Origin of the sequence: Kitasatospora sp. NPDC088783, assembly GCF_044750705.1 — a bacterium.
GTDB classification, from domain to species: Bacteria; Actinomycetota; Actinomycetes; order Streptomycetales; family Streptomycetaceae; genus Kitasatospora; species Kitasatospora fiedleri.
The window spans coordinates 737,778-757,876 of the sequence record NZ_JBIVKJ010000003.1 but is presented as its reverse complement, the minus strand read 5'-3'; the positions used below and the strand labels follow the sequence as shown (position 1 = coordinate 757,876).

General features: G+C 73.9%; 20 protein-coding genes. 10 read left to right on the top strand and 10 right to left on the bottom strand.

All coding sequences use genetic code 11. From position 1 onward, the window contains the following. Positions 1 to 294: 294 nt before the first annotated feature. Positions 295 to 459 carry a hypothetical protein gene (locus ACIP60_RS11935; protein ID WP_158585433.1) on the top strand — a complete coding sequence of 55 codons (165 nt, stop codon included), beginning with the start codon at positions 295 to 297 and terminating at the stop codon, positions 457 to 459. A 37-nt stretch (positions 460 to 496) separates the two neighbouring features. Here the strand turns inward: ACIP60_RS11935 and ACIP60_RS11930 are convergent, their stop codons facing one another. After that, a complete protein-coding gene (locus tag ACIP60_RS11930; protein ID WP_400682490.1) occupies positions 497 to 2,125 on the bottom strand; it encodes a DNA repair helicase XPB in 1,629 nt (542 codons plus the stop codon). A 60-nt stretch (positions 2,126 to 2,185) separates the two neighbouring features. On the opposite strand from ACIP60_RS11930, the gene ACIP60_RS11925 reads away from it, so the two are divergent. The 3 genes from ACIP60_RS11925 (at position 2,186) to ACIP60_RS11915 (ending at position 5,827) form a co-directional block, all read left to right on the top strand. Then, positions 2,186 to 3,793, top strand: a complete 1,608-nt coding sequence (locus ACIP60_RS11925) for a recombinase family protein (RefSeq protein WP_400682709.1) — start codon at positions 2,186 to 2,188, stop codon at positions 3,791 to 3,793. Positions 3,794 to 4,119: 326 nt separating this feature from the next. Beyond that, positions 4,120 to 4,839 carry a hypothetical protein gene (locus ACIP60_RS11920; RefSeq protein ID WP_400682489.1) on the top strand — a complete coding sequence of 240 codons (720 nt, stop codon included), beginning with the start codon at positions 4,120 to 4,122 and terminating at the stop codon, positions 4,837 to 4,839. Positions 4,840 to 5,254: 415 nt separating this feature from the next. Beyond that, positions 5,255 to 5,827 carry a recombinase family protein gene (locus ACIP60_RS11915; protein ID WP_400682488.1) on the top strand — a complete coding sequence of 191 codons (573 nt, stop codon included), beginning with the start codon at positions 5,255 to 5,257 and terminating at the stop codon, positions 5,825 to 5,827. A 411-nt stretch (positions 5,828 to 6,238) separates the two neighbouring features. Here the strand turns inward: ACIP60_RS11915 and ACIP60_RS11910 are convergent, their stop codons facing one another. Next, positions 6,239 to 6,427 carry a hypothetical protein gene (locus tag ACIP60_RS11910; protein WP_400682487.1) on the bottom strand — a complete coding sequence of 63 codons (189 nt, stop codon included), beginning with the start codon at positions 6,425 to 6,427 and terminating at the stop codon, positions 6,239 to 6,241. After that, on the bottom strand, positions 6,414 to 6,545 hold the full coding sequence (locus tag ACIP60_RS11905) for a hypothetical protein (RefSeq protein WP_400682486.1): 132 nt from the start codon (positions 6,543 to 6,545) through the stop codon (positions 6,414 to 6,416). Before ACIP60_RS11905 ends, ACIP60_RS11910 begins: the two co-directional genes overlap by 14 nt. 220 nt (positions 6,546 to 6,765) lie before the next feature. Here ACIP60_RS11905 and ACIP60_RS11900 point away from each other — a divergent pair, with 220 nt between their 5' ends. Beyond that, complete coding sequence (locus ACIP60_RS11900) at positions 6,766 to 7,500, top strand: helix-turn-helix domain-containing protein (RefSeq protein ID WP_400682485.1); 735 nt, start codon at positions 6,766 to 6,768, stop codon at positions 7,498 to 7,500. A gap of 231 nt (positions 7,501 to 7,731) precedes the next feature. Then, positions 7,732 to 8,013 carry a hypothetical protein gene (locus ACIP60_RS11895; protein WP_033250540.1) on the top strand — a complete coding sequence of 94 codons (282 nt, stop codon included), beginning with the start codon at positions 7,732 to 7,734 and terminating at the stop codon, positions 8,011 to 8,013. Positions 8,014 to 8,029: 16 nt separating this feature from the next. On the opposite strand, the gene ACIP60_RS11890 is transcribed toward ACIP60_RS11895, so the two are convergent. Further along, the gene (locus ACIP60_RS11890; protein WP_400682484.1) at positions 8,030 to 10,522 is read right to left on the bottom strand and encodes a helicase-associated domain-containing protein; all 2,493 of its coding nucleotides are present in this window, start codon (positions 10,520 to 10,522) and stop codon (positions 8,030 to 8,032) included. Positions 10,523 to 10,753: 231 nt separating this feature from the next. Between ACIP60_RS11890 and ACIP60_RS11885 the strand changes: the two genes are divergently transcribed. Continuing rightward, positions 10,754 to 11,710 carry a hypothetical protein gene (locus tag ACIP60_RS11885; protein WP_400682483.1) on the top strand — a complete coding sequence of 319 codons (957 nt, stop codon included), beginning with the start codon at positions 10,754 to 10,756 and terminating at the stop codon, positions 11,708 to 11,710. Between the two features lie 97 nt (positions 11,711 to 11,807). On the opposite strand, the gene ACIP60_RS11880 is transcribed toward ACIP60_RS11885, so the two are convergent. Beyond that, on the bottom strand, positions 11,808 to 12,839 hold the full coding sequence (locus tag ACIP60_RS11880; protein WP_400682481.1) for an ABC transporter substrate-binding protein: 1,032 nt from the start codon (positions 12,837 to 12,839) through the stop codon (positions 11,808 to 11,810). 228 nt (positions 12,840 to 13,067) lie between these two features. Between ACIP60_RS11880 and ACIP60_RS11875 the strand changes: the two genes are divergently transcribed. Then, positions 13,068 to 13,673, top strand: a complete 606-nt coding sequence (locus ACIP60_RS11875; protein ID WP_400682479.1) for an HAD family hydrolase — start codon at positions 13,068 to 13,070, stop codon at positions 13,671 to 13,673. A 30-nt stretch (positions 13,674 to 13,703) separates the two neighbouring features. Here ACIP60_RS11875 and ACIP60_RS11870 read toward each other — a convergent pair whose 3' ends face one another. After that, the gene (locus ACIP60_RS11870) at positions 13,704 to 13,979 is read right to left on the bottom strand and encodes a hypothetical protein (RefSeq protein WP_400682478.1); all 276 of its coding nucleotides are present in this window, start codon (positions 13,977 to 13,979) and stop codon (positions 13,704 to 13,706) included. Between the two features lie 174 nt (positions 13,980 to 14,153). Between ACIP60_RS11870 and ACIP60_RS11865 the strand changes: the two genes are divergently transcribed. Together ACIP60_RS11865 and ACIP60_RS11860 are read left to right on the top strand one after the other, a co-directional pair. After that, positions 14,154 to 15,287: an alpha/beta hydrolase gene (locus ACIP60_RS11865; protein ID WP_400682477.1), complete on the top strand. Its 1,134-nt coding sequence runs from the start codon at positions 14,154 to 14,156 to the stop codon at positions 15,285 to 15,287. A 325-nt stretch (positions 15,288 to 15,612) separates the two neighbouring features. After that, positions 15,613 to 15,996 (top strand): cold-shock protein, encoded by a 384-nt coding sequence (locus tag ACIP60_RS11860; protein WP_100836787.1) that lies wholly within the window; start codon positions 15,613 to 15,615, stop codon positions 15,994 to 15,996. A 7-nt stretch (positions 15,997 to 16,003) separates the two neighbouring features. On the opposite strand, the gene ACIP60_RS11855 is transcribed toward ACIP60_RS11860, so the two are convergent. The 4 genes from ACIP60_RS11855 to ACIP60_RS11840 form a co-directional block, all read right to left on the bottom strand. Then, a complete protein-coding gene (locus ACIP60_RS11855; protein ID WP_111554778.1) occupies positions 16,004 to 16,855 on the bottom strand; it encodes a 1,4-dihydroxy-6-naphthoate synthase in 852 nt (283 codons plus the stop codon). A 1-nt stretch (position 16,856) separates the two neighbouring features. Next, the gene (locus tag ACIP60_RS11850) at positions 16,857 to 17,537 is read right to left on the bottom strand and encodes a futalosine hydrolase (RefSeq protein ID WP_400682476.1); all 681 of its coding nucleotides are present in this window, start codon (positions 17,535 to 17,537) and stop codon (positions 16,857 to 16,859) included. A gap of 11 nt (positions 17,538 to 17,548) precedes the next feature. Beyond that, positions 17,549 to 18,085: a hypothetical protein gene (locus ACIP60_RS11845; RefSeq protein WP_400682474.1), complete on the bottom strand. Its 537-nt coding sequence runs from the start codon at positions 18,083 to 18,085 to the stop codon at positions 17,549 to 17,551. 130 nt (positions 18,086 to 18,215) lie between these two features. Then, positions 18,216 to 19,559 carry an MFS transporter gene (locus tag ACIP60_RS11840; protein WP_400682707.1) on the bottom strand — a complete coding sequence of 448 codons (1,344 nt, stop codon included), beginning with the start codon at positions 19,557 to 19,559 and terminating at the stop codon, positions 18,216 to 18,218. Positions 19,560 to 20,099 lie beyond the last annotated feature (540 nt).

Genomic DNA, 20,099 nt, shown 5'->3' with positions numbered 1-20,099 from the left:
GCAGAAGGGGGGCGGCGGACTCGTCTGGGCTCACGGTGAAAGGACACCGGCCGGTTCCCGAGCGGCCGGCACTCCCACGGCTGCCGGAGGCGCTGGCACCACGGTTCGGGAGGGGCAGACGGACGATCCTAGACCCGGTGCCCACCGGGTGCGAATCCTTTTCCGGGCCCGTCCCCCGGGGGAGTCCCCGGTACCGGGGTAGGGGGACGTACACCCCGGGGACGAGACGCGCCACCGCGGGCTCGGGCCTTTGGGCCGATGCGCCGGCCCCGTTCGTGAACCTACCGTGGAGACATGAGGACCGAACGAGTGAACCCCCAGCTCAACGGCGTCCACGGCGCCCACCCCGCCGCGGAGCGCCGCCGCCACCCGGTGGCCAACGCCGTCCGCAACGTCGGCATCGTGCTCGACACCGCCGCGCGCGTGCTCTTCCTCGGGCGCGACGGCGTCAGGCTCTGACCGCGGGCCGGCGGGCAGGCCGGCCGCGGGCCGGCGGCTACAGGTCGTCCGCGTCGACGATCCGGTACGCGTAGCCCTGCTCGGCCAGGAAGCGCTGGCGGTGCGCCGCGAAGTCCTGGTCGACGGTGTCCCGGGCGACCACCGAGTAGAAGTGCGCCGCGTGCCCGTCCGCCTTCGGGCGCAGCACCCGGCCCAGCCGCTGGGCCTCCTCCTGGCGGGAGCCGAACGTCCCCGACACCTGGATCGCGACGGTGGCCTCCGGCAGGTCGATCGAGAAGTTCGCGACCTTCGAGACCACCAGCACGCCGATCTCCTTCGACCGGAACGCCTCGAACAGCTTCTCCCGCTGGGCGTTCGAGGTCTCGCCCTTGATCACCGGGGCGTCCAGCGCCTCGCCCAGCTCGTCCAGCTGGTCGATGTACTGGCCGATCACCAGGGTCTGGTCGCCCTCGTGCTTCTTCACCAGCCGCTCCACCACCCGGCGCTTGGTCGCCGTGGTCGAGCAGAACCGGTACTTCTCCTCCGGCTCGGCCGTCGCGTAGGCCAGGCGCTCGGAGTCGGTCAGCGTCACCCGCACCTCGCAGCAGTCGGCGGGCGCGATGTAGCCCTGCGCCTCGATCTCCTTCCACGGGGCGTCGAACCGCTTGGGGCCGATCAGCGAGAACACGTCGCCCTCCCGGCCGTCCTCGCGCACCAGCGTCGCGGTCAGGCCGAGCCGGCGGCGGGCCTGCAGGTCGGCGGTGAACTTGAACACCGGCGCGGGCAGCAGGTGCACCTCGTCGTACACCACCAGGCCCCAGTTGCGGGCGTCGAACAGCTCCAGGTGCGCGTACACGCCCTTCCGCTTGGTCGTCATCACCTGGTAGGTGGCGATGGTGACCGGGCGGATCTCCTTGCGGGTGCCGCTGTACTCGCCGATCTCGTCCTCGGTCAGCGAGGTCCGCTTCACCAGCTCGTGCTTCCACTGCCGGGCCGAGACGGTGTTGGTCACCAGGATCAGCGTGGTCGACTTGGCCTCCGCCATCGCCGCCGCGCCCACCAGCGTCTTGCCCGCGCCGCACGGCAGCACGACCACGCCGGAGCCGCCGTGCCAGAACCCGTCCACCGCGTGCCGCTGGTACGGGCGCAGCTGCCAGCCGTCCTCCCGCAGCTCGATCGGGTGCGCCTCGCCGTCCACGTACCCGGCGTGGTCCTCGGCCGGCCAGCCCAGCTTCAGCAGCACCTGCTTGACCTGCCCGCGCTCCGAGGGGTGCACCAGCACGGTGTCCGGGTCGACCCGGGCCCCCACCAGCTGGGCGATCTTCTTCGAGCGCAGCACCTCCTCCAGCACCGGCCGGTCGGTGGTGGTCAGCACCAGCCCGTGCACCGGGTGCTTCTGCAACTGCAGCCGCCCGTAGCGCGCCATGGTGTCCGCGACGTCCACCAGCAGGGCGTGCGGCACCGGGTAGCGCGAGTACTTCACCAGCGCGTCCACCACCTGCTCCGCGTCGTGCCCCGCCGCCCGCGCGTTCCACAGCCCCAGCGGCGTCACCCGGTACGTGTGCACGTGCTCCGGCGCCCGCTCCAGCTCGGCGAACGGCGCGATCACCCGCCGGCACTCCGCCGCCTGCGAGTGGTCGACCTCCAACAGCAGCGTCTTGTCGCTCTGGACGATCAAACAGGACACACATACCTCCGTGGATAGGATCGCCAGGTGACAGAGACAACCACTGCCACTGCTCGGGCCATGCCCCGTGCCCGTCGCCGGAAGGGCGTTCCGGCCAGCGCACCCGGAATGCGCGCAGCCCTCTATGTTCGCCTATCGCGAGAGACCGAGGAAACCACGTCCCCCGAGCGCCAGCGGGCAGCCTGCGAGGCACTGTGCGAAGCCCGGGGATGGACCGTCGTGATGGTCGAGGACGACATCGACGTGTCCGGTTTCTCGCGCGGGCTGGAGCGTCCGGGACTCCAGCGCATTCTTTCGAGGCTACCCGAGCTCGATGTGGTGGTGTTCTTCAAGATCGACCGTCTCGCGCGCTCCACGGTGGACTTCGCCGAGATCATGCGGATCACCGAGGCACAGGGCGTGGCGCTGGCCTCGGCGACCGAACCGCTGGACCTCACGTCGTCCATGGGGCGCGCCATGGCCAAGGTGATCGCCGTCTTCGCGGAGCTGGAGTCGGACACGATCGGGATGCGCGTCTCCAGCGCCCATGAACACCTGCGCCGCGAAGGCCGCTACACCGGGGGACGGGTGCCGTACGGGTACCGCGTCGTCCCGAATCCGGACGGTGCGGGCAAGGTGCTGGAGGTCAACCCGGATGAGGCCAGGACGGTCCACGGGATCGTGGAACGCATCCTGGCCAAGGACTCCCTGATGACCGTCGCGGTGGACCTGACGAAGGCGGGCGTACCCTCGCCCGGCCACAGCTCACGGCAGACGACCGGGAAGCGGAGCGACTCGAAGAAGTGGTACACGACCACGCTGCGCAGCCTGCTCACCAATCCGCAGTTGCTCGGTCAGGTGATCGAGGACGGGAAGCCCATCCTGCGGACGGACGGCCTGCCGCTGGTCAGCCGCACACCCATCCTCGACATGGACACCTGGCAGGCCCTCCAGGACGAACTGACGCGGCGCGCCAACCCCGGTGACCGGCGGCGGGAAGGAACATCGCTGTTGCGCGGCGTCGCGCACTGCGCGCTGTGCGGCTTCCGGATGTACACCTTCGTCGCGCGCGGACGCGTCCGGTACCGCTGTATCGGTCGCCTGAAGAAGCGCCAGGGCGGCGAGCAGATCGACTGCTACGGCGTGAGCATCGCCGGTGAGGCGATGGAGAACCACGTGGAGGAGCAGTTCCTCAAGTCGTTCGGTCGGTTCGCCGTGGTGCGGATGGTCGAGCACGCCGGAGAGGACTTCCGGCCGCAGATCAGGCAGGCCCGGGAAGCACTGGCCGACCTTGAGGCGGACCGGTACGACCGTGGCCTGTTCAAGGGGGAGGACGGCGCGAACCGCTTCGCCACGCAGTACGCCAAGCTCGAAGAGCGCATCGCCTCACTGGAGGACAAACAGCGCCACGCCAAGCCCGCCGGGGTCACGGCGGTTCCGACCGGGCTGACGCACGCACAACTGTGGAAGGCGGCGGACACGGCGGGCAAGCGGGACCTGCTGCTGAACGCGGGGACGTACGTCGAGGTCTCGCCGGCTAAGAAGGGCGGCCGCAGGCTCGACACGTCCCGCTTGGCGGTCCACTTCGGCATGGACGGACAGATCCGGCGTGCCGATGCAGAGGGCAGGGACGTGGAAGAGGCGATCCGCGAGCAAGTGCAGCAGGAGGCCGCAGACGCGGACTGGTAGTCCTGTCGGGATCTGCTCGGCCCCGTTCGACCCTTGGTGGTCGGGCGGGGTTTCTTCGTACTGGTGGACGAGTGTGCAGCCGTTCTGTGCCGGGTGGTGGTGCGGTGACGGAGAATAGCGCGTTTCCGTTCTCCCTAGTACTTTATTTGTTTGTTTGTTTTATCCTCTCTTTTCACCTAAACATGTTCTGACCTGCTGTTACTGGACAGCGGGGAGTCACTTGGAGACTGGCATTCAGTCCTTGTTGGTCCACTTTGGCTCCCCTCTTGCAAGACAGTGGGGTGAAATGACGTGCACATTTTCAAGGGGGACTTTTGGGTAAGTACATGGATGACGCGCTCGCCCGTCGGGCATGGGACGCTGCCGCTGGTGTGGCGACGCGGTACCCGGACGCACCGGCTGTGCCGTTCGCCTGGAGCGGGGCGCGATGGGAGACGCCGGGCGGGGAGTGGCGCGACCTGCCGCTGATCCGCCGGGGCATGGGCGAGTGGCTGGCGAGCCTCGCGGACTGGCTGCTGCGCGAGAACGCGACGCCCCTGCGGGTTGCCGAAGAGGTCGAGGCGCTGCGCCGTGAGGAGCGGCATTTCCAGACTGCGGAGGACTTCAGCACCGACCCAGAGGCGAGGCGGCATTTGAAGTGGAAGCGTGAGGCAACCCGCCGCGTGATCGACGCCAGGGTGGTACCGCCCATGACCGTGGAACTGGAGTTGATCCGGGCGATGGAGGCGGTGTCGGGCGAGATGCTGTCGGCCACGGATATCCGGGCGACTCAACTCCTTTCGCTGGCTTCGCAGTTCGATGCCTTCCGGACTCCGATGCGTGATCCGGCGGACTGGGTGGCGCACCTGGTTCCCGCTCCGCGTAGTGAGCACGTGCGCACCTCGCTGGTGTGGGAGGCGTTCACGGTGGCGGAGCCGGTGTTGGCCGGGGCGCTGGGGAGTCGGACGGGCAAGCGCCTGTTGTTCGCTGCGATGGACAAGCGGTTCGGTGCCAGGCGCAAGCTGGGCGGCTACGACGGTTGGCGGGGTGTGGCGCTGACCGGCTGACGGGTGGAGGTGGACCCGCGCTGTCCCGGCTCCGTGACCGCTGACGTATGGCAGGTGGGGCTGTGTACGTGTTTCGGGAGCGTGGGGCAGGCGGGTGCTCCCCTTCGCACCAGGGAGTGAGCGGCAGGGAGGGCGTTCGCCGGTACCGCAACCTCGGGCGTTTGCGCGGCCCCGGGGGAGTACCTCCCCTTCGCTCCGCTGCGGCGCGGCAGGGAGGGAAAACTCTCACGTGGCCCGTTGGACTGTTTCGGTGGGCATGTGACGCAGGGTCACTCTGGTCCGGCGTCTCAGAAACGATGGTTTATGAGACGGTCGGCGAACAGGTCCCGAAGGGGGCGTAAAGGCGTTCAAAACCCGTCTCAAAACCCCTTGAAAGCTCTTGTGATTATGAGACGAGTTATGAGACGGTTGGGTCATGACGAAGAACGCCGGACACATGATCGGCTACGCCCGAGTCTCCACCGACGACCAAGAAGCGCAGCTCCAGCGCGACGCGCTGACCGAAGCGGGCTGCTCCCGGATCTTCACGGACAAGGCCAGCGGGAAGAACACCGACCGTCCGGAGCTTGCCACCGTCCTGGACTACGTGCGCCCCGGCGACACCCTGTGCGTGTGGAAGCTGGACCGGTTCGCCCGTTCGCTGATTGACCTAGTGACGATGGTGGACGCCCTGTCGGCCCGTGGCATCGGCTTCAAGGTGCTGACGGGTGCGCTGGCGAGCATCAACCCGAACACCCCTGACGGGCGGCTCATGCTCCAAGTCGTGGGCGCTATGGCGGAGTTCGAGCGGAGCTTGATCAAGGATCGCACCCGGGCCGGTTTGGACGCTGCCAAGGCGCAGGGGCGCACCGGTGGTCGGCCGAACGTGCTGAGCGCTGACAAGCTCGCCGCCGCCCGTGCCCGCCAGGCGAAGGGAGAGAGCGTCACGGCCATCGCCAAGGCACTCGGCGTGAGCCGCGCGACCTTGTACCGCCACCTCGGGGAGTAGCACCGCTGCGCCGCCCCGGAGCCGTCCACCTGTTGCGGGTGGGCGGCTCTTCCCATGTCCGGGCGGGGGAGGTGAGGGCGCTGCGGAAGTTCGCCCCGGTGCCCGCCAGCGATCCCGGTCCCAGCTCGCCGTGCGCACCCTGAGTGCGGCGCCGTTTTTGGACGCCCGGTCAGGGCTGCTCTGGGTGGTAGACGGCCCACAGGTGCCCGCTGCCGTCGGCGAACCTCCGGTGCCCGTAGCGGTCGGAGCGGCCCAGGACGGAGAGCACTTCGAGCTGGTCCACCTCGCTATCTTCGGAGTGCACGGGAAGCCTGATGCGGACCCCCCCGGGGACTTCCGTCACCTGTACCTCCGCGCCCGTCAGCACTGCCAACCGCGAGGCCGCTTCCCAAGCCCGGCGGTACGCCTCCGTCATCGCTCCTCCGCCGTGTGTTTTGGCGGGGCCAGCTCCTCCAGTGCGGTGATGCCTTCGCGCCCGTCCCGCAGGTGCCGGACGAACACCCCGCAGGCGTGCACCGAGATCACCCGCACCGCCTGGCCGGAGCGCTGGTCGTAGGCTTCTCGTCCCTCTTCGGGCTCCCAGTGCTCAGGAGTGCTCATCCGCCCACCTCTCGGCGGCTCCGAAGAACGGGAACACCAGCGGTTCGCCGTCGGTGCCGGTCACGGGGTTGTCGGCATCGGAGCAGTCGACCAAGCCCCAGAGGTCTACGACCAGCACTCCGGGCTCTCCTGGTACGGGCACCACTCTGTAACGCCGCCGGGGCACTGTCGGCATGGGCCGCTCCTCCGTCCGTACGATCCGCTTCCGCGCCCACACTGGCGCGTGCTCTCGGACGAAAGCGGCACGTACGCAGGACAGTTGGACTGTCGCGGCAGTAGGTTCGGGAAAGGTCCAAACGTCCCTGGGGGAAGTCTTGAACGCTGCCTTACGATCGGCTATGTCCGCCGCCGGTCTTTCACCGCGTCAGTTGGCGGGCCGGGTAGGGGTGTCGGGCAAGACCGTTGAACGGTGGCTGTCCGACAGCCGACTGATCCCCCACGCCCGCAATCGCGAGGATGCCGCCGAGGCGCTGGGAGTTGACGCAACGATGCTGTGGCCGAAGGCCGTCCGGGACGCACTCAAGACCGGCCCGGACCGGGAGATCATCCGTAGCTACCCGTACCGGTCCTCCTGCCCCTCCACGGTGTGGGGGGATCTGATCAAGAGCGCCCGGACGGATCTCTACTTCGCCGGCTACACCAACTACTTCCTGTGGCTGGAACAGCCCAACCTGGTCGAGAGCCTGCGGCGGAAGGTGGAGGCCGGGTGCCGCGTGCGGTTCCTGCTCGGCGACCCCGACGGTGAGGTGACCCGGCAGCGGGAAGCGATCGAGGACGTGGCCCTGACGGTCTCCACGCGCATCAGGATCACCCTGGAGCACCTGGCTCGCCTCGGGCCCCTGGAGGGCTTGGAAGCCCGCTTCTCGGCCCCGCAGGACGCCATGAACCACGTCAGCCTGTCCGTGTTCCGGTTCGACCGTGACGCCCTGGTCACGCCGCACCTGGCCCGGCTGGTGGGCCACGACTCCCCGCTGATGCACCTGCGCGGGCAGGAGAAGGACGGCATGTGGTCCCGGTTCACCGACCACGCCGAAGAACTCTGGGGGCGGGGCACGCCCGTTTCGCCGGTCTGACGGACGGACGGCCGGGCGAGACAGCCGCACCGACAGTAGATCAGCGGCTAACATGCGCATCAGGCTTGATCGCTTGCACGATCAGCGGTCCGTCCACGCTGTGCATCCCCTTCCGCGCGGGCCAAACCTCCAGTGTGCCGCATCGGCGCGGCAGGTGGCGGGGCGGTCCCGGGCCGGGCGACGGGCCGGGCGGGGGAGTGACCTGCGGGGGGTTCGCTCGTTGGGCAGGGCATGATCAAGCCCAACCGATTCCTGGCCGGCCTGGCGCTCTCCGGCGCGGCCCTCGCCACCGCCCTCGGGGCGGCACCCGCCCACGCCGCGGACACCGAGGCCATGGCCCTCGACCAGGTCGCCGACATCGGCCAGCCCGGTGGTCTGATCGGCACCGTCGCCTTCACCGGCACCGGCCTGCTGACGGGCGTCGAGCCGAAGATGCCGGACCCGCACGCGATCGTGGACGAGGCGAAGAAGCAGAAGGCGGAGGAGGACGCGAAGCAGGCCGCCGGCAAGTAGGCGGGCGCGGGGCGGGCTACTCCTCGACCTCGGCGACGCCGGTGATCCGGTGCAGCGCGAAGGTGCGGACCTCGTCGGAGAGGTGGTCGTAGGCGGTGACGAAGCCGCCCTCGACCTTGACGGGGTCGATGACGCGCTGGGAGGAGAGTCCCTCGGCGTTGATGTAGCCGATCCACGTGCGTTCGCCGAGCAGGACGGCGGTCTGCAGGGCGGCGAGGGTGTCGGCGGCGGCGGTGCGCGGGACGGCCGCGCTCGCCGCGGGGCCGGCGACGGCGTCCTTGCGGACGGCGGTCGCGGCCCGGTCGCCGGCCCGGATGGCGCGGACGGCGGCGGCGAGCAGGGCGTCGTCGGGGCGGGCGGGGCCGTCCGGGACGGGCAGGGGCGGGGTGCGCGGCGGGGTGCGGCGGCTGTCGGGGCGGGTGATCACGACGTCGCCCTCGGCGGACTCCGCGGCGGGCGCGTAGCCCATGGTGCGCAGGACGGAGAGCAGGGTCTCCGGCCCGGCCTGGGCGGCGAGCACGGTGGGGGCGAGCAGCCGCAGGCGCAGTTCGGCGGCGCGCCGGTCGGCGAGGACCTCGTCGAGCAGCCGGGGGTCGTCGCAGCGCAGGTAGGAGGAGGCGGCGCCGACCCGGAGGATGCCGTGCCGGCGGGCCACGTCGTCGATCAGGTAGGCGAGCGGCTGCGGGACGGGCGTGCGGGAGTGCTGGGCGAGGAACGCCCGCAGGTCGGCGGCGGTGCGTCCGGCGTCGAGGGCGCGGCGGACCGAGTCGGGGGTGAAGCGGTAGACGGTCGCGCCGCCCTTGGACTCGATGTCGGCGGCCAGCGCGAGGGCCTGGGCGAGCGGGGTGAGCAGCGGGCCGGGGGCGATCGCGGTGAGGTCGGGCTGCAGGATGACGTGGTCGAGCGGTTCGGGCAGCAGCGGGGCGAGGGCGGGCGCCGGGTCGGTGCCGGCGAGCAGGGCGCGGGTGTGGGCGGCGAGGGCGCCGCGGCCGGTGGCGCCGAGCAGCTCGGCCTCGTGCAGGGTCCACTCGGCGAGCTGGTCGCGCAGGTCGCGGCCGTCCGCGCCGACCGGGCCGCCGCGCAGCGGGCGGTGCCAGCGCAGGGCGGGCAGCAGGGCGTCGGCGCCGGCGGCGGTGCCGGGCGGGAGTTCGGCGAGCCGGGTCAGGACGGCGCGGCGCACCGACGGGGCGAGGGTGCGGTCGAGTTCGGGGCCGAGGGCGGCGCGCGGGCGGCCCTTGCCGTCGGGGGTGCCGGTGAGGCGTCCGACCCGGGTGGCGGCGAGCCAGGCGCGGGCGAGCACGGTCCAGCGTTCGGCGGTGTCCTGCTGGAGCCAGGCGTCGTACCCGGGGGTCGGCGCCCAGACCTCGTCCGCCTCGCCGTCGGGGGCCAACAGGCCCGCGGTGTGGGCGAGTTCGATCCAGAACGCGGCGTCCGGCTCGGAGCTCTCCAGCAGGGCGGCGGCCCGCTTGAGGTCGCGCACGCCCAGGCCGCCGGCCCGCAGGGTGGGCGGCGGGGTGAGGCTCCAGGCTTCGAGGAGTTCCTCGACCACGCGGACGGCGGTGCCGGCCTGCCCGGCGGCGGTGCGGTCGGCGGTGGCCGGATCGCGCTCGACGACGGGGGCGACGGCGGGCGGGGCCGGGTCGACGCCGCGGTGGGTGCGTCCGCCGCGCAGGTGCAGGGCGAGTTCGCGGGGCAGCACGACGGAGCCGGGGCTGGAGGGCAGCAGCAGGCCGCGGGCGAGCAGCCACTCGACGGGGCCGCGGGCGTCCTCGGCGGTGACCTGCCGGGCGGCGTCCGGGACGGTGCCGGTGGGCGGGCCCCAGACCAGCCGTTCCAGCAGCCCGAGGGCGGCGGGCGGGGCCTGGTCGAGCAGCGCGCCCAGCCGCTTGCGGTCGCCGAGCAGGGCGGTGAGCGCGGCGACGGCGGTGACCGGGTCGGGGGTGGGCGGCAGGCCGGTGCCGGCCAGCAGCTGCTGGAGGCGGGCGGGCGACATGCCGACGGTGGCGTCGGCGAAGGTCGGGCCGAGGCCGGTGCGGCCCGGGTTGAGGGCGCTGGGGGCGAGCGCCTCGCGGACGGCGAGGACCAGGCGCAGCGCGGAGTCCGGGCCCCACAGCAGGGCCTGTTCGCGCAGCCGGGCGAGCGCGGCGGGCAGCGCGGCGGTGACGGCGGCCCGGTCGACGGGTGCGGCGCCGGGGTGCGGCTTGACCCGGGCGGGCCCGGCCAGCAGGTTCCGCACGGTGGCCTCGGACGCGCCCTCGGGGGCGGCGGCCAGCGCCTCGGCGACCTGCAGGGTGAACCGGTCGAGCCGCTCCAGGGCGCGCAGCACGGACGCCCGGCTGGAGAGCCGCGCGGACAGCTGGGTGAGGTCGGTCGGCACCGGGTTCAACAGGTCGGGGCGGGCCCGGAGCAGCGCGGCGACGGCCCCGTCCTCCCGGCCGCGGAGTTCCTCGGCCAGGGTGCGGGGTGCGGCGGCGCGGGTGCCACGCGGCGCGCTCTGCGGTGCGGTCATCCGGTCCAGACTAGTCAACGCCCCCCGTCGCGGCCCAGAACGGCGGTGGAACTCGGGCTGAACCGGTCCCCGCTCAGCGGTGCGGGCCGCACCGGGCCCGGGCGTCCGGGGTCCGGCGGGCCGTGCGCCCGGGGGCGGGCGTGGCCGGGCGGGGCTCGCTTCCGGCGGTCCGGGGTGGGTACCGTCTCGGTGGGCGGCGGGTACGTGGACGTGAGGGCGGGTGGCGGGGCGATGGCGGACGGCTCGTGGTGGCGCGAGGGCGGATCGGCGGACGGCTCGACGGACGGCCCGGAGGGCGGGGGGAGCGTGTACCTGCCCCGGCCGGCGGCGACCGCGCCGCCCGTCCCCCCGGCTCCGCCGACCCCTCCGGCGGTGCCGGCCCAGGCGCCGCCGAAACCGACGCGGGCACCGGCACCCGCACCCGCGCCCGCCGCGCCCGCCGAACCGGACAAGCCGAATCCGCCGACCGCAGCGGGCGGGTCCGGCGGGTCCGGCGGGTCCGGCGGGGCGTTCCGGGCCGGGTCGTCGTCGCTGTCCGAGGCCGAGTGGGCCTTCGCGTACTCGGAGAACCCGGACGCCCCGGACTTCGGGATCGGGCAGCCCGGCTGGACCGCGCAGTACTTCGACCTGGCGGAACCCGAGCCCGAACCGGACCCCGAGCCCGAACCCGAGGCGGACCCCGGACCCGAGCCGCCCGCGCCGGAGGCCGGACGCCCCCGCCCCGGCCTGGGACGCCTCCTGCTGGGCGCGCTGTTCGGCAGGCCCCCGGCCGCGCCCGAGGCCCCGCCCGCCCCCGCGGTCGCGGCGGGTGCGGCGGGTGCGGCCGCCGGGGCGGCGGGCGCCCGCAAGCCCGCGCCGCTGCTGCTGCTCGGCGCGGGGCTGCTGCTGGCCGGGGCGGTGACCGGCCAACTGCTGGTGATGCTGCTCGGCTGGGCGGCGGCGTACCTGTCGAAGGGCTGGACCGACCTGATGAAGAAGTTCGCCGTGCTCGGCATCCCGCTGATCACGGTGACCGGCCTGACGGTGTGGAACTGGGGCCGCGAGAAGGGGCGTTGGGGCAGCGCGCTGGCCCCGGGCAGCGACGCGGGCGCCACCACCTGGGCCGCCGCGCCGACCGTGCTGCGGGCCGCGGCGGTGCTGTCGGCGCTGTTCGTGCTGGCGGTGACGCTGCGCCGCCGCAAGGGGTAGCGCCGGGGCGGACGGCAGCGCGGGGCCGGGGCGGTGACGGCGGGTCGGGTGCGTCCCGGGCCGCTCCCCGCCTCTCGGTCCCGCCCGTTCCGCCGGGTCAGTTCGCGCCGAGGACGTGCAGCAGTTCGGCGATCAGGAAGTGCGCGCCGGTGTAGCCGATGCCCTGGAACCACAGCTGGTCGTCGACCCGGAAGGCGCGGTGGGCGCGGACGGCGCCCAGGGCCCGCCAGGCGGGGGAGGCGAGGGCGGTGGCCAGGCCGTTGCGGGCGGGGTCGCCGTAGCCCGCGTACAGCAGCAGGTCGCCGTCGGCCGGGGCGAGCTGGTCGGGGGCGGCCCCGGTGTCGAAGCGGTCGGCGTCCTGCGGGCCGGGGCGGGGCAGGCCGAGGTCGGCCAGGACGCTGCCGGGGAAGTTCTGCCGGGCGTACAGCCGGACGGCGGGGGAGCCCTCGACGAACCGGACCAGGCTGATCCGCTGCCCGGCGGCCCCGGCCGCGGAGAGCGCGGCCTTCGCCCGGTCGACGTGCCGGTCGTACGCGGCGACCACGGCGGCGGCCTGCTCGCGGCGGTCCAGGGCGGTGGCGTGCAGCTGGAAGTTCTCCTTCCAGGGGGCGCCGGTGGTCCGGGTGGCGACGGTCGGGGCGATCGCCCGCAGCGCCTGGAGGTGGTCGGTGTCGCGGGCCAGGTTGGTGAGGATCAGCTGCGGTCGCAGGGCGGTGACCGCGGCGGTGTCGGGCGCGGCCCCGATGCCGCCGACCACGGCGACCCCGGCGAGCCGGGAGGCGGGCCAGTAGCCGGGCGGCCCGGCGTCCAGCGGGGCCTTGGCGGCGCCGACCGGGGTGATGCCGAGCGTCATCGCGGAGTCCAGCTCGGCGGTGTCCAGGGCGACCACCCGGCGCGCCCCGCCGGGCACGGTGACCGGCCCGTCCGCGGCGTCCACGGTGACGTCGGGGCGCGGGACGGGGCTGGGCGGCACCGGTGTCGGTGTCGGCGTCGGCGGACCCGTGCGGACCCCGTCGTCGTCGGCGGTGGGCAGCGGCGAGGCGGTGGGCAGGACGTGCGGGCCGCAACCGGTGAGCAGGGCGGCACCGAGCCCGGCGAGGGCGGCCCGGCGGGACAGCGGGGGTGGCACCTGGGACCTCCTCCGGCGGCACGGTCGGATGCCAGCCAGTATGTCCGCGATGCGGCTCTCCTCCCGGCTTTTGCGACCGGAAACCCCGCCGCTACCCCGCCCGGGTGGCCCCGGCCCCACCACCGGGCCCACCACGAGGACCGGCACCGGCCCGCGGGGGCCCGCCCGCCGCAGCCGGGCGCACCCGGGCGGCGGAGGGGCCCGCGGAGTGCTGGTTAGGCTGGCCGCATGGCTCTCACCGTCGGTTTCGACCTCGACATGACGCTCCTCGACACCAGGCCCGGCATCAAGGCCACCTACGACGTGCTGGCGGCCGAGACCGGGACGGTCATCGACTCCGACCTGGTGGTGAGCCGGCTCGGTCCGCCGCTGGTGCGGGAGTTGGCCAACTGGTACCCGCCGGAGCGGCTGGACGCGGTGGTGGCGCGGTACCGGGAGCTGTACGTCGAGCACGCCATCGCGCCGGCGCGCGAGCTGCCGGGGGCGCTGGCCGCGGTGGCCGCGGTGCGGGCGGCGGGCGGGCGGGTGCTGGTGATCACCGGCAAGTGGGAGCCGAACGCCCGGCGGCACCTGGACGGCATCGGGCTGGAGGTGGACGCGCTGGTCGGCGACCTGTGGGCGGAGACCAAGGGCGAGGCGCTGCGGGCGCACGGCGCGGACGTCTACGTCGGGGACCACCTGGGGGACGTCCGCGGGGCCCTGGCCGCCGGAGCCGTCGCGGTCGGCGTGGCCACCGGCCCGTACGGCGCCGCCGAGCTGGCCGCCGCCGGGGCGGACGCGGTGCTGGGCGACCTCACCGAGTTCCCGGCCTGGCTGGCCGGGCACCTGGGCTGAGCGGCCGGGGGACCGGGGGCCCGGGGGGCGCTACCCCGCGGTGGCGGCCTCCCGGGCGCGCCGCCGCCGGGTGTTGGCCCGGGCGGTGACGAACAGGCCGGCCAGGGCCACCAGCAGGCCCAGCGGCATCAGCATCGACAGCCAGTACGCGAACGTGGGCAGCCTGGTCAGGTCGAGGAAGAGCGGCACGAAGGTGGCGACGGTGGCCAGCATGCCGACGCCGAACACGACGCCGCCGACCCGGACCAGCAGGTCACCGGGGTCGCCCGGACGGTCGCCGGGACGGACACCAGGACGGTCGCTCACTCTCACCACTCCTTCGCGCGGACCACTCCCCCCGATTGTCCCACCGCGCGCCCCCTCCGATCGGCGGGGGCGCGGCGACACACGTTCCGACTGAACGCTCAGGATTCCCAGGAATCCCTCAGGCATGCTGAGGGAAACGGCATCCGGAACGGGCGAGCGGGGGCGTGCGGGCACATGGGTCTGACCAGTCACAAGGTGCTGGCGCTGTCCGCGCTGCTGTCGGCGCTGGCGGTGGCCGGCACGGTGTGGCTCTGGCCCCGGCTGGCCGGGCGCGGCTGGCGGGCGGTGCTGGGGCGGCTCGCCACCATCGTCGGCACCCAGCTGGCGGTGCTCTGCACGCTGGCCCTGCTGGCGAACAACTCCTTCGCGTTCTACAGCAGTTGGGACGACCTGCTGGGCACCGCCGAGGACGGCCCGGTGACCATCCAGAACCAGCTGCTCGGCCGCACCCCCGGCGTGCAGCGGCTGGCCACCGAGAACGTCCGCGACACCGGTGCGACCGGCCGCGCCCCCGAGCAGGCCGGCCGGCTGGAGCGGGTCCGGCTGCCCGGGGCGAGCACCGGGCTGGCCACCGAGGGCTACGTCTACCTGCCGCCGCAGTACTTCCGGCCCGAGTACCGGGACAGGCGCTTCCCGGCGGTGATCGCCATCACCGGCTTCCCGGGAGACGCCAAGAACCTGGTCACCAAGCTCAACTACCCGTCCGTGCAGCTGAAGCTCACCGAGCAGGGCCGGGCCAGGCCGACCGTGCTGGTGCTGATGCGGCCCTCCCCGGCGATGCCCCGCGACACCGAGTGCGAGGACGTGCCGGGCGGCCCGCAGGCCGACCGGTACTTCAGCGCCGACGTGCCCGCCGCGCTGCGCACCTCGTACCGGATCGCGGACGGGCCGGGCAGCCTCGGCGTGATCGGCAACTCCACCGGCGGGTACTGCGCGTTGAAGCTGGCGATGCGTCACCCCGGCGTGTTCGCCGCCGCGGTGTCGCTGTCCGGCTACTACCGGGCCGCCGAGGACCCGACCACCGGGGACCTGTTCGGCGGCGACCAGGGCCGCCGCGACCAGGCCGACCTGGAGTGGCGGCTGGCCCACCTGCCGGCCCCGGCCACCGCGCTGCTGGTCGGCGGCAGCCGGGAGGGCGACGGCGACTACCACGCCCAGACCGAGCGGTTCCTGGCCGCCGCGAAGGGCACCGCGACCAGGGTCTCGGCGATCACCCTGGACAGCGGCGGCCACAACTTCACCACCTGGTCCCGGATGCTCCCGGCCTCGCTCGGCTGGCTCTCCGACCACCTGGCCGACCCCGTCTGACCGGCCCGGCGTCACAGCGCGCAACTCCGTGCGCGCAAGGAGTTTCGACCCGCGCCGGCCCCGGGTATGCAGCCATCGCGCGGGCGGACCTGACGGATGGTCCACGAACGCCCGCCCGGTACCGATCGGGGGTGTGAGCCAGTGGGAGGCGCAGCAGACGCGGGGCACGGCCGCGCCCCGGTCCGGAATCCCGTCGCCGTTCCGGTGAACGCTGAGGGATCATTGCTCGACTGAGCGAAACCGGCCGCCCGCCCAGGGCGTCCGCCGCACATCCACCCGCGGCCCGACGGGGGCCGCACGCACCCGATACCGAGGACTGTTCGAGATGCCCACCGGCCAGGTCAAGTGGTTCAACGAGACGAAGGGCTACGGCTTCCTGTCGCGCGACGACGGCGGCGAGGTCTTCGTCCACACCAAGGCGCTGCCCGCGGGCGTCACCACGCTGCGGCCGGGCCAGCGGGTCGAGTTCGGCATCGCCGCGGGCCACCGCGGCGACCAGGCGATGAGCGTGACGCTGCTGGACGCGCTGCCCTCGGTGGCCGCCGCCCAGCGCAAGAGCGCCGACGACATGGCCCCGATCGTCCAGGACCTGATCACCAAGCTGGACAGCGTGCTGCCGGGCCTGCAGCGCGGCCGCTACCCGAGCAAGCCGGAGGGCCAGAAGATCGCCATGGTGCTGCGCGCCATCGCCGACCAGTTCGACGTCTGACCCGGGCTCAGGGGAAGGCCAGCGCGCCCGGGTCGACGGCGGGGACGAGTCCCTGCCCGGCGGCCCGGGTGAGCAGGCCGCGCACCGCCGCGTAGCCCTCCTCGCCGAGGTCCGCGGTGAACTCGTTGACGTACAGCCCGATGTGCTGCTCGGCGACGGCCGGGTCCATCTCCTGGGCGTGCGCCAGCACGTACGCCCGGGACGCCGCCGGGTCCGCCCAGGCCGCGCGCACCGACGCCCGTACGGTGTCGGCCAGTTCGCGCAGCCGCTCGGCGCCCAGCGAGCGGCGGGCCACGATCGCGCCCAGCGGGATCGGCAGCCCGGTGGCCGCCTCCCACGCCTCGCCCATGTCGGCCAGGCGGTGCAGCCCGTACTCCTGGTACGTGAACCGGGCCTCGTGGATCACCAGTCCGGCGTCCACCTCCCCGGCCCGGACGGCCGGCATGATCTCGTGGAACGGCAGCACCACGATCTCGCCGAACCCGCCCGGCACCGCCCCGGCCGCCCACAGCCGGAACAGCAGGTACGCCGTGGAGCGCTCGCTGGGCACCGCCACCCGCCGCCCGGCCAGCGCCGCCGCCTCCAGCGGGCCGGCCGTCAGCACCAGCGGCCCGCAGCCCCGGCCCAGCGCCCCGCCGCACGGCAGCAGCGCGTACTCGTCCAGCACCCAGGGCAGCTGCCCGTAGGAGATCTTCAGGACGTCCAGCTCGCCGCGCTCGGCCAGCCCGTTGGTGACGTCGATGTCCGCGAACCGCACCTCGGGCGCGTCCGCGCCCGGCACCAGGCCGTGCGCCCAGGCGTGGAAGACGAAGGTGTCGTTCGGGCAGGGCGAGTACGCGACGGTGAGCGGCTCGGCCATCTCAGACCTCCTGGAGCAGACGGGACAGCGGCGGCAGCGCCGCGAAGGCCCGTTCCAGGGCCGCCAGCGCCTCGCCGATCCGCCAGGCCGCGCGGTCGCGCGGCCCGACGGCATTGGACACGGCCCGCAGCTCACCGGCCGCGAGCCCGAACCGGGCGGCCGCCTCGGCCACCCCGAAACCCTCCATCGCCTCGGCCAGCGCCCGCGGGTGGCGCTCCCTCAGCGCGGCGGCCCGTTCGGCCGAGCCGGTCACCGTGGACACCGTCAGCACCTCGCCGACCGCCCCGCCGGTGGCCCCGGCCAGCGCCGCCACCAGCGCGGGCGGCACCGGGTGCCGGACGGTGCCGAAGCCCAGCTCGGTGACGTCCGCGAAGCCGTCCGGCGTCTCGGCGCCCAGGTCGGCCGCCAGCACGGCGTCCGCCACCACCAGCGACCCGACCGGCGCCCCGGGCGCGAACCCGCCCGCGATGCCCGCCGACAGCACCAGCCGGTACCGGCCGCGGGCCAGCGCCGCCGCCGTGCCCGCCGCCGCGGCCGCCGGGCCGACCCCGGCCGCCAGCACCACGGCCCCCGGGCCCGGTCCGAGCCCGCGCCGCACCGCCTCGGCCTCCGCCTCCACGGCGACGACGACGAGCAGCCCGGCGGCGGGGCCGGGCTGCTCGTCGGTGCGCTCAGCGGTCATCGACCGGCGGTTCAGCTGCTCTTGTTGTCCAGGTCGAAGGCCCAGACCGCGTAGTACTCCTGGGACGACTTGTCCTGCGAGACCACCGTCACCGAGGTGACGTCGTTGCTCGACATCAGGGCGCCGGCGCTCTTCGAACCCGAGTAGGTCACCCCGGTGAGGACCTCGCCCTCGGCGCCGCCGGCCAGCGGCACCTGGCCGCTGGAGCCGCCGTTGGTCAGCGCGAACCAGCCCTTGTCGGCCAGCTCCCTGGGCACCCCGACGCCGATCCGGTCACTGGCGCGGACGTCCAGCTTCGGCAGCTTGTCGTCCTTGCGCGCCTGCTTGATGTCCGACAGGCACTTGGTGAGGTAGTCCTCGTCGAGCGGCTTGCCGTCGTTGTAGCAGAAGGGGGCGGCGGTGGTGGTCGAGGTGCCGACGACCATCGTCGCCACGTTCTCACGGGGCTTGCCGGCGTCGTTCGCCCAGTAGATACCGGTACCGAGGGAGGCGGCGCCGACGACGACGACGCCGGCGATACCGGCGATGGCACGGGTGCTGAGGCTCATGCGCAAGAGGCTACTCGCCTTCCGTGATCACATGACGCCGGGGTGCCCGAGTCGCCCGAGGTTACGCCGTGCGCGGGCGCGCCGCGCACCGCCGGGAGCCGGGCCGGGCCCGGGCCGCCGGGCCCGCCGCTCAGGCCACCCGGGGCCGGGCCGCCGACCGGTGCGGCCCGACCCGCAGCAGCGAGCGGAACGTCCACAGCAGCATCAGCGTCATCACCGCCGCCGCCACCGTCAGCCCCAGCACCGGGTTCAGCGGCAGCGAGATGCCCACCGCGCCGCCCGCCACCCAGCTCAGCTGCAACGCCGTCTCGGAACGGGCGAACGCCGAGGTCCGCACCGCCTCCGGCACGTCCCGCTGGATCAGCGCGTCCAGCGCCAGCTTGCCCAGCGAGGCCGACATCCCCGCGACGGCCGCCACCACCGTCACCGTCACCGCGCCGTACCAGAGCGCCGACGCGCCCGCCGCCGCCGTCGCCAGCGCCAGCACCGCCGTCACCGTCACCTCCGAGCCGCGGGTGCGCAGCCACGACCCCAGCACCGACCCCAGCGCGTTGCCCAGCCCGGCCGCCGCCGCGACCAGCCCCAGCGCCACCGTCCCGGGCAGGCCGCCCGGCGGGTCCTTGCGGATCAGGAACGCCAGGAACATCACCAGGAACCCGACCAGCCAGCGCAGCGCCGCCACCCCGCGCAGCGCCATCACCACCGACGGGCCGACCGCCCGCAGCACGCCCTTCGGCCGCGGCTCCTCCTGCGGCCCGGCCAGCAGCTGCGCCCGCTGCTCGCCCCGCGCCGAATCCACCTGGTGCGGCAGGTGGAAGGCCATCAGGGTGCCGATCACGAACACCACGAACGCCCCGCGCAGCGGCCACCCCGGCCCGAGCAGCTGGAGCAGCCCGCCCACCCCGCCGGCCACCAGCGTGGTCAGCAGACCCGCCAGCGTCACCCGCGAGTTCGCCTTCACCAGCGACAACTGGGCGGGCAGCAGCCGCGGCACCACCACGCTGCGCACCACCCCGTACGCCTTCGACGCGACCAGCACGCCCAGCGCCTCCGGATACAGCGCCAGCCCGCCGCCGGTCACCACCCCCGCCATCACCCAGGCCAGCGCCGCCCGGGCCAGCATCGACATCGCCATCGCGGAACGGCGGCCGTTGGGCAGCCGGTCCAGCAGCGGGCCGATCACCGGGGCGAGCAGCGCGAACGGGGCCATCGTGATCAGCAGGTACAGCGCGACCCGGCCGCGGGCCTCGCCGGTCGGCACCGAGAAGAAGATGGTGGACGCCAGCGACACCGTGATCAGCATGTCGCCGAACGAGTTCAGCGCGTGCAGTTCGATCAGCTTCGCCAGGCCGGACTCGCCGGCGCCCTCCGCCGAGGTCGCCCGCCGGATCCGCCGGCCCGTCCCGTTCACCACCCGGCCGGTGCGGGCGCCCACCGCGGACGCGCCGCGGGCCCAGAAGCCGCGGGCCTTCACCGTCGGCTGGTCCGCCGGGCGGTCGGCGTCCGGGGAGCCGGCGTTCTCGGCGCCGGTGTCCGTGGAACCGGTGTCCTCGGAGACGGTGTCCGTGGAACCGGTGTCCTCGGAGACGGTGTCCGCGGCGAGGGTGCTCCCGCCGCCGGTGCGGCCGGTGCACCCGGCGGGCCCGGGGTCCTTCGAGAGGTCCGGGCCCGGCTGACGGGGCGTCGGACAGGGGGCATCGGCCTCCGGCTCACCGGGGGCCACGGGATGCTGCCGCGACACGGCGGACGCTCCCGAACGGCTCTCGGCCTGCTCGGGACGCGGCCCGTGCCGCAGCGGGTTCTCCTCCGCCACACACCCATCCTGCCCGAGAATCGCCGACCTAACGAGTGATTGTCCGGGCGTCGGCGCGCCCGTCCCCACGGCCCGGACTGTGCTGCACCACCGACCGGCGGGTAGCCTGCACTACGCGCATGCCCGGCCTCCCACAGGGGGGCGGCCGACCTGGGCGGCGCGGCCCGGCCACGGACCGGCCCCGGGTCTAGCAGAATGGAC